Genomic DNA, 7971 nt, shown 5'->3' with positions numbered 1-7971 from the left:
GCTTGACTCTTCCGGGCGCCTCTGGAATCTATAAGAACATAACAGGAACAATTGCTGCCGGAAGTGAACGTCATGGCGATGAGCGCCGTGGCGCGGGACACTGTTTTTGCCCTGCGCCGCCAGATCGCGAAGATCGAGGGAACGCTGCCCGAGCGCCTGCAGGCGCCCTCCGGGAGCGCGCCTGCCCATGCCGGCAGGTCGGACAGGACGATCGTCCGGCGCGGCCTCGCGGTGGCCTCGCCGGGTGCCTTCCTGCATACCGGCATCGAGCGCTTCGACACCGCCCTTGGCGGCGGCCTGCCCAGGGCGGCGCTCAGCGAGATCCATGGGCTGGAGACCCGCGATGCCGGCGCGGTCGCCGGCTTCGCGCTGTCGCTCGTAAGCCTGAGCCTCAAGGAGAAGCAGGGTCTGCCGATCCTCTGGGTCGGCACGTCGGAAATCTTCCACGAGGCCGGCCTGCCCTACGCCAGGGGCCTTCATGCCCTGTTCGGCATCGAGCCGGAACAGTTGCTGTTTTCCGAGGCGCCGAAACTGCTCGACGCGCTGTGGATCGCCGAGGAGGCCGCCCGCATGACGGCCTTCGCCGCGGTCATCCTCGAAATCCGCGGCAGCCCGCGGCTTCTCGACCTCACCGCCACGCGCCGGCTGCACGCCCGCGCCCAGAATGCCGGCCGTCCACTGCTTTTGCTGCGCCAGGCGGGCGAGGCCGATCCAACCGCCGCACCGGTGCGCCTCATCGTCTCGGCGGCGCCTTCGGCAAGCCGCGAGACGGTCGCCGGACCGCTCGCCGGCTCGATCGGCCGCCCTGCTTTCAAGGTCGATATCGGCAAGAGCCGCACGGCCCTGCCCGGACAATTCACACTGGAGTGGAACCCAAATGAGCACGCTTTTGCGGAAAAAACAGAGAATCCTGTCGCTGTGGTTCCCGCATCTCAGCGCGGAGCGGATCCTGCGCCAGCGTCTGGGGCGATCCTGGCGTTCCCGGCCGTCGGATCACCTGCCTCTGGTGATCAGCCATCGCGACAACAACACCCAGCGCATCGCAGCCCTCGACGAGCGGGCTGAGGCGCTGAAGCTGAAACGCGGCATGGGCATTGCCGATGCCCGCGCCATGCACCCTTCGATCGACGTGGTCGAGGCCGACCCGGAAGCCGACCGCCGCCTGCTCGAAGGCCTTGCCGACTGGTGCGACCGCTACACGCCGCTGGTGGCGATCGACGGCGAGGACGGGCTGTTCCTCGACGTCACCGGCTGCACGCATCTGTTCGGCGGCGAGCGCGCCATGCAGGACGAGATCCTCACCCGCTTCTTCCAGCAGGGTTTTGACGTCCGCGCCGGCCTGGCCTCGACGCCGGGCGCCGCCTGGGCGGCGGCGCGCTTCCACGGCAACCGCATCGTGGCCGGCGGCGAGGAAGAGGCGCTGCTTTCGCCCCTGCCCTTGTCGGCGCTGCGCATCGCGCCGGAGACCCGCGCCCTCCTGGAAAGTGTAGGCCTGCGCACCGCCGGCGCGGTGATGGCGGCACCGCGCGCGCCGCTCGCCCGCCGCTTCGGCGCCACTCTGCTTTTGCGCCTCGACCAGGCGCTCGGCCGCCTCGACGAAGCCGTGTCGCCGCGCCTTCCCGTCGCGCCGCTCTCGGTCGAGCGCCATCTTGCCGAGCCGGTCATGCTCACCGACGACATCGAGCGGCTCATAAGCCGGCTTGCCGTCGCCCTGAAGACCGACCTCGAACGGCGCGGCGAAGGCGCAAGGACGCTGGCGCTGCTTCTCTTTCGCGTCGATGGCGCCGTCAGCCGCATCGCCGTCGGCACCTCGCGCCCGATGCGCGAGCCGCGGCTGATCCAAAGACTGTTCCATGAGCGGCTCACCGCGTTGGAGCAGAATATCGACGCCGGCTTCGGCTTCGACCTCGTGCGGCTTTCCGTGCTGTCGGTCGCCGCCTTCGACTTGGTTCAGGGCAACCTCACCGGCGAGGCGGAGGATGATGACGCCGACATCGCGCTGTTCGCCGACCGCGTCCGCGCCCGCCTCGGCGAGGCTGCCGTGCTGAAGCCGGTTGTTGTCGAGAGCCATCTGCCGGAGCGCGCCGTCAAGAGCGTGCCTTTCGCCGAAGCGCCGCAAAGGCGCGCGCCGGCGGCCGGGCGGGCGGCGCCACCCCGAACAGCCCCGCCGATGACCATCTATCCGCCGGAGCGGCCGGTGCGCCTGTTCCGCTCGCCCGAGCCGGTCGAGGTGCCGGCGACCGAGATCCCGGAAGGACCGTCGATGAATTTCCGCTGGCGGCGCGCGCTCTACCGCGTCGCCCGCGCCGAGGGGCCGGAACGCATCGCCGCCGAATGGTGGCGGCAACTGCCCGGCGAGGAAGAGGCGCCGACCCGCGACTATTATCGCATAGAGGACAGCGAGGGACGCCGCTACTGGCTCTACCGCCAGGGTCTCTACGGCAACGCGCCCCAGGCCGCCTCGCCGCGCTGGTATATGCATGGGGTGTTCGCATGAACGCGCTGACCGCCATCCCCTATGCCGAGTTCGGCATAAGCTCGAATTTCTCCTTCCTGCGCGGCGCCTCCAAGCCCGAGGAGCTGGTGGTCACGGCGAAATTCTACGGTTTTTCGTCGATCGGGCTTGCCGACAGGAATACGGTCGCCGGCGTCGTGCGCGCCTGGCAGCAGGCCAAGGTGGAGAAGATGCCTTATCATCCCGGCTGCCGCCTAGTGTTCGGCGATGGCACGCCGGACATCCTCGCCTATCCCCGCGACCGCCAGGGCTGGGGGCATCTGTGCCGCATGCTGACCCAAGCCAATCTGCGCGACGAGACCGAGAAGGGCGCGACATTGCTCGAGCTCGACGACCTGCTCGAATGGGGCGATCGGATGTCGCTGGCGATCCTGCCCAATCTGTCCGGCGGCGCGGGAGGCAATCTGGAATTTATTAGCCGGCTTAAAGATCGCTTCGGCGCGGCGCTCCGATTGGCCGTGGCGCCGGATTATGGCGGCAATGACCGCTTCCGCATCGAGCAGGCAGCGGCGATGGCCGAGCATGCGCGTATCCCGCTGATGGCGACCAACGACGTGCTCTATCATACCGCCGAGCGCCGCCCGCTGCAGGATGTGCTGACCGCGATCCGCCTCAACACGCCGGTCTGCGAGGTCGGGCTGGAGCTGACCGCCAATGCCGAGCGCCATCTGAAGCCGCCGCTGGAGATGGCGCGCCTTTTCCGCCGTCACCCTGAAGCGCTGGCCGAGACGCTGCGCTTCGCCGACGAATTGACCTTCTCGCTCAGCGACCTCGAATACAACTACCCGGACGAGCCGACCGAATCCGGCCTCGGGCCGCAGGCCGAGCTCGAGCGCCTGGCCCGCGAAGGGGCGGTCAGGCGCTATCCGGCCGGCGTTCCCGAATATGTGCTGGAACGCATCGACAGCGAGCTCGCGCTGATCGAGCGGCTGAACTATGCGCGCTACTTCCTGACCGTCCACGACATCGTCAAATTCGCCCGCAGCAAGGACATCCTCTGCCAGGGCCGCGGCTCGGCCGCCAATTCGATCATCTGCTTCTGCATCGGCATCACCGAAGTCGGCCCCGAGCGCATCGACACACTCTTCGAGCGCTTCATCTCGGAGGAGCGCAACGAGCCGCCTGACATCGACGTCGACTTCGAGCATGAGCGGCGCGACGAGGTCATCGCCTATATTTACGACAAATACAGCGCCAAGCGCACGGCGCTTGCGGCCGCCGTCATCAGCTATCGCGGCCGCTCCGCTCTGCGCGAGGTGGCCAAGGCCATGGGCCTGTCGGAGGATGTCCGCAGCGCGCTGTCCAGCACCATCTGGGGCTGGTCGACCTCCGAGCTCGGCGAAAGGGAAGCCAATGCCGGCGGCCTCGACCGCACCGATCCGCTGTCGCGCCAGGTGCTGGAGCGCGCCAACGAGATCATGGGCTTTCCCCGCCATCTTTCCCAGCATGTCGGCGGCTTCGTCATCACCCGCGACCGGCTCGACGAGGTCGTCCCCATCGTCAAGACGGCGATGGAGGAGCGCAAGATGGTCGAGTGGGACAAGGACGATCTCGACGCGGTGAAGATCCTCAAGGTCGACGTGCTGGCGCTCGGCATGCTGACCTGCCTGAAGCGCGCCTTCACCTTGCTCACCGACCATTATCCGGGGGCGCGGGATCCGTTTGGACGGCCTTACGTGCTCGCCACTCTTCCCGAGGAGCATGAGGACGTCTACGCCATGATCCAGAGGGCCGACACGCTCGGCGTCTTCCAGATTGAGTCGCGCGCGCAGATGTCGATGCTGCCGCGTCTCAAGCCGGAAAATTTCTACGATCTCGTCATCGAGGTGGCGATCGTGCGCCCCGGCCCGATCCAGGGCGACATGGTCCACCCCTATCTGCGTCGGCGGCAGGGCAAGGAGGCGGTCCATTACCCCAGCCTGGAGCTCAAGAAGATCCTCGGCAAGACGCTGGGCGTGCCGCTTTTCCAGGAACAGGCGATGAAGATCGCCATCGTCGCCGGCGGCTTCAGGCCGGGCGAGGCCGACGAGCTGCGCCGCGCCATGGCGACCTTCAAGCGCACCGGCACGATCGGCAATTACCGCCAGCGCATGATCGACGGCATGGTCGGCAATGGCTACGACAAGGAGTTCGCCGAGCGCTGCTTCAAGCAGATCGAGGGCTTTGGCGAGTACGGCTTTCCCGAAAGCCACGCCGCCTCCTTCGCGCTCCTGGTCTACGCTTCCTGCTGGTTCAAGACCTTCTACCCGGATGTCTTCTGCGCCGCGATCCTGAACGCGCAGCCGATGGGTTTCTACCAGCCCGCCCAGCTCGTCCGCGACGCGCGCGACCATGGCGTCGAGGTGCGCGAGGTCGACATCAATCATTCCGTCTGGGACTGCACCCTGGAGGCCACCGCCTTCGATCCGTCCCGCATCCTCGAGCGCCACGCCTCGATGCGCGACGTCATCGAGACAGCGCATGCCGTTCGCCTCGGCTTTCGCCAGATCAAGGGCCTGTCGGAGGAGCGCATGGATATATTAGTCGCGCAGCGCGGTAGCGGCTATCGATCGGTCAGGGATGTCTGGCTGCGCTCCGGCCTCGATGTCGGCGAGATCGAAAGACTGGCTGAGGCCGACGCGTTCCGCTCGATCGGCCTGGACCGCCGCGCCGCGCTCTGGGAAGTCCGGGCGCTAGACGGCAGGAGCGCCGCCGAGAAGCTGCCGCTGTTCGACCAGCCGTCGCTTCGCCTGCGCGAGCTGGAGCCGGAAACGAAACTGCCGAAAATGCCGCTCGGCGAGCATGTCGTGCATGACTACCGCTCGCTCGGCCTGTCGCTGAAGGAGCACCCCGTCGCCTTCTTGCGTGAAAGGCTTACCCACGCCGGCATCACCCCCAACGCCCAGCTGCCGTCGGTGCGCGACGGCCGCCGCGTCTCCGTCGCCGGCCTCGTGCTGGTCCGCCAGCGGCCGGGCAAGGGCAACGCCATCTTCCTTACGCTGGAGGACGAAAAATCGATCGCCAACGTCATCATCTGGCCGCGCGTCTTCGACCGCTTCCGCCCGGTGGTGATGGGCGCCCGCTTCATCCGCGTCACCGGCAAGCTGCAGCATGAATCAAACGTCATTCACATCGTCGCCGACAGGATCGAGGATTTGACCTCCTGGCTGAGCGTGCTGCTGGAGTCCGCCAATCGCCCGGTCATCGAGTCCGCCGAACGGCCGGTTGGATCAAAGGCCGACGCAAGCGGTGGCCTGCCGGTCCATCAGAATCTTGAAGCCCTGTCGGGTGCCGCACAACAGGTCATGCCGAAAGGGCGCAATTTTCAGTGAGGCGATTTCCAGCACAACAGGGAACGCGGCGGGAGTGAAAAACGCCTTCGTCATCCTGGGCGAAGCAAGGAGCGAAGCGACGCAGCGCAGACCAGAGGATCCATGCCGTTACCCGCGAGCGCCGCTACGGTGCAGAATTCTGCTCCGTTGCACTTCGTAGCTAGCGTCACGGCATGGATCCCAGGGTCTCCGCGACGCCGCTTCGCGGCTGCTCCGCCCTGGGATGACGACAGGAGGGGTCGTCCTGCCAGCCTCGAAAGTTCGCGGCATTCTTTCGGAAGTGGCGGCGGGGGTGAAATCTACGAAGGCCCGCCGAGCCGCGGCGTTGGCGGCGCCAGCATGTCCTCGGCCGAGATCGTGCGCGCCTCCGAAGGCAGCATGATCGGTATGCCGTCGCGCACCGGATAGGCGAGCTTCGCCACGCGCGAGACCAGCTCGCTGCGCTCCGGATCCCAGGTCAGCGGCCCCTTGGTCAGCGGGCAGGCCAGCAGTTCCAGCAGCTTCGGGTCGACCTCGGCTTTTCGTCCGTCACGTCCGTCCGCTGGCATCGCACTTTTCCATTGTCCAATTCCCCCGGCCCTAAGTGTGTTGAGATTCAGGTCAGGCCGAGTCGAGAACGGTGGATTCCGAGAACCGGAGCGGAGCGTACTTGAAGTACGTGAGCACCGGAAGCGCAGGAAGCCGCCGTTCGCAGGCCGGGCTCACCTGAATATCAATACACTTATTGTAGACTGGACCCAAACTCGTCATCCTCGCGCGCCAGCGTCATCTCGGTGATGGCGATCAGCGTTTCGGCGCGCGTCTTGAGGTCCGGCGCTTCCAGGAGCGCCTGTTTCTCGGCCGGCCCGTAGGGCGCCATCATCGACAGCGCGTTGACCAGCATGCCGTTTTCGGCGCGGCTGACGCTTTCCCAATCGGCCTCGAGGTCGTTGGCCTGCAGATAGGCGCGAAACGCCTTGAGCAGCGCCGGCCGGTCGATCTCGGCGGCGGCCGGGTCCTCCTCGAGATCAGCCAGGAACGGCATGATCTTGCACTGCCGGAACGGCGCCTTCGCCGCGAGCTCCTGCACGATGCGGAACCGGCACACGCCCTGCAGCGAGATCAGGTAGCGGCCGTCGCCCGTCTCGGCCAGCGAGATGATGCGCCCGGCGCAACCGACGCTGCACAGCTCCGGCTCGCCGTCGTCGCGCAATGCGCCGTCGAGGCTCGGCTGTATCATGCCGATCAGCCGCGAGCCGGCCATCGCCTGGTCGATCATCTGCAGATAGCGTGGCTCGAAGATGTTGAGCGGCATGCGGCCGCCGGGCAGCAGCAGCGCGCCGGCGAGCGGAAACACCGGGATTGCCGGCGGCAGATCCTTGGCCAGCCGGTAGAGTGCGTTACCAACGCGCACCGCAACCCTCCCGAAGCAACGCCGGCAAGCGCATCACCCTGCAATCTCCTCTCGCACCCTCTTGATCGGCACAGCCCTTATCTGGCGCTGGCACTCCTCCGCTCAAGCCTGCCGGCCGCGACAGCCGGCAAAAAACTTCAAAGCATGTCTCCCGAAAGTGGGAACGGGATAAACACATGCGTAAAATCAAAACCTAAAGCGCATGGAGCGAATCTGGAAGATCGCGACGCGCTTTGAGCGCTATTCCGGGACAAGTGCGCAGCGGCCTTCGTCCGGAATTGCGTCAGAACAAATACCTAGGGCGTTTCGCGTTTCTGTGAAACGCCAAAATGCTCTACGAGAACAGCAGCGACGACAGCTTGCGGCGCGCCGCCAGCGTTGCCTCGTCGGTCATTCCCCAGGCCTCGAACAACTTCAGCAGCTGCGCCCTGGCACCGTCGTCGTTCCAGCTGCGGTCGGCCTTGACGATCGCCAGCAGATTGTCGGCGGCCGCATTGCGATCGCCGCGCGCGTTCTGGATCATCGCCAGGTCGAAGCGCGCCTGATGGTCTGCCGGGTTGGCGGCGAGCCGGCGCTCGAATTCGGCCGGATTGCCGAGCGCGGCCGCTTCCGCCGCCAGCGTCATCTTGGCGTGCAGCGCCGCCAGCGCCGGCGCGTCCTTCTTGTCCTCGGGCGCCCGGGCAAGCACCGCCTCGGCGCCTTCCGTGTCGCCGGCATCGAACAGGATCTCGCCCAAGCCGGCGACACGGAAG

At 66.7% G+C, this 7971-nt stretch carries 6 protein-coding genes; 3 read left to right on the top strand and 3 right to left on the bottom strand.

Annotation, left to right across the window (positions count from 1 at the left end; all coding sequences use genetic code 11):
* The first annotated feature begins 72 nt into the window (after window positions 1-72).
* From EOA27_RS42095 to EOA27_RS12885, 3 genes are read left to right on the top strand one after another with little or no spacing between them, the layout of a single operon-like run.
* Window positions 73-1065 carry a hypothetical protein gene (locus tag EOA27_RS42095; protein ID WP_126080391.1) on the top strand — a complete coding sequence of 331 codons (993 nt, stop codon included), beginning with the start codon at window positions 73-75 and terminating at the stop codon, window positions 1063-1065.
* Complete coding sequence (locus EOA27_RS12890) at window positions 1007-2497, top strand: DUF6504 family protein (RefSeq protein ID WP_127256334.1); 1491 nt, start codon at window positions 1007-1009, stop codon at window positions 2495-2497. Before EOA27_RS42095 ends, EOA27_RS12890 begins: the two co-directional genes overlap by 59 nt.
* Complete coding sequence (locus EOA27_RS12885; protein WP_126080389.1) at window positions 2494-5826, top strand: error-prone DNA polymerase; 3333 nt, start codon at window positions 2494-2496, stop codon at window positions 5824-5826. The genes EOA27_RS12890 and EOA27_RS12885 overlap by 4 nt, the downstream gene beginning before the upstream one ends.
* Window positions 5827-6125: 299 nt before the next feature.
* On the opposite strand, the gene EOA27_RS12880 is transcribed toward EOA27_RS12885, so the two are convergent.
* From EOA27_RS12880 to EOA27_RS12870, 3 genes are all read right to left on the bottom strand, one after another.
* The gene (locus tag EOA27_RS12880) at window positions 6126-6374 is read right to left on the bottom strand and encodes a Trm112 family protein (protein ID WP_126080388.1); all 249 of its coding nucleotides are present in this window, start codon (window positions 6372-6374) and stop codon (window positions 6126-6128) included.
* Window positions 6375-6547: 173 nt separating this feature from the next.
* Window positions 6548-7219, bottom strand: a complete 672-nt coding sequence (locus tag EOA27_RS12875) for an LON peptidase substrate-binding domain-containing protein (protein WP_126063591.1) — start codon at window positions 7217-7219, stop codon at window positions 6548-6550.
* Between the two features lie 334 nt (window positions 7220-7553).
* The coding region (locus EOA27_RS12870) for a tetratricopeptide repeat protein (protein WP_127256331.1) at window positions 7554-7971 on the bottom strand (418 nt) is incomplete at its 5' end.

Origin of the sequence: Mesorhizobium sp. M2A.F.Ca.ET.037.01.1.1, from assembly GCF_003998075.1 — a bacterium.
In the GTDB taxonomy this organism is placed as follows: domain Bacteria; phylum Pseudomonadota; class Alphaproteobacteria; order Rhizobiales; family Rhizobiaceae; genus Mesorhizobium.
Note: the sequence above shows the minus strand (reverse complement) of the source record. Positions and strands in the feature narration are given on the sequence as shown.

Excerpts from the sequence above, each read along its gene's own strand:
- EOA27_RS42095 (WP_126080391.1), top strand. The coding sequence starts at position 73 with ATGGCGATGAGCGCCGTGGCGCGGGACACTGTTTTTGCCCTGCGCCGC.
- EOA27_RS12885 (WP_126080389.1), top strand. The coding sequence starts at position 2,494 with ATGAACGCGCTGACCGCCATCCCCTATGCCGAGTTCGGCATAAGCTCG.
- EOA27_RS12880 (WP_126080388.1), bottom strand. The coding sequence starts at position 6,374 with ATGCCAGCGGACGGACGTGACGGACGAAAAGCCGAGGTCGACCCGAAG.